At 66.0% G+C, this 535-nt stretch carries 1 protein-coding gene; it reads left to right on the top strand.

Annotation, left to right across the window (positions count from 1 at the left end; genetic code table 11):
• Positions 1 to 157: 157 nt before the first annotated feature.
• On the top strand, positions 158 to 535 hold a 378-nt coding region (locus AB4Y92_RS25415; protein ID WP_441822138.1), incomplete at its 3' end, for a head-tail connector protein.

The following is a 535-nucleotide window of genomic DNA, read 5'->3' as shown; positions in this document are numbered from 1 at the left end:
GACGCACACTCAGGCAGGAGCGGCTGCACTCTTTGCCACCGGCGGCACGGCGGTTCTCGACAAGCCCGGCCTCGCGAATGACCGCATCAAAATCGTGATCGCACAAGGCGGCAACGCCAAGTCGGGCGCGTTCCACATCCTGATCGACTGAGCCGTCATGTCCCGCGTCGTCGTCATCACTGCACCTGGTTCGATCATCTCCCTCGAGGAGGCGAAGCAGCATCTGCGCGTCGACCACGACATCGATGATGCTCTGATCACGGGGCTGGTGGCGGCGGCGCAGCAGCATATCGACGGCCCGGAGGGCTGGCTCGGCCGGGCGATCGGCCGCCAGACGCTGGAGCTGCGGCAGTGCGGCTTCCCGCAATCGGTCATCGCCCTGCCGTTCCCGCCGCATCATGAGATCGCGGAGGTGACCTATGACGACAGTCTCGGCGCTGCTCAGACCCTCCCGCCAGCGTCGTACAAGCTCTATGGCAGGGAATTGATGCCTGCGCCTGGCATGTCGTGGCCAGCGACGGCAGGCACCCCGGAG

The sequence above is a fragment of the Lysobacter sp. TAB13 genome (assembly GCF_052113885.1).
GTDB lineage: Bacteria > Pseudomonadota > Gammaproteobacteria > Xanthomonadales > Xanthomonadaceae > Lysobacter > Lysobacter gummosus.
This window is presented reverse-complemented; position numbering and strand designations above follow the sequence as displayed.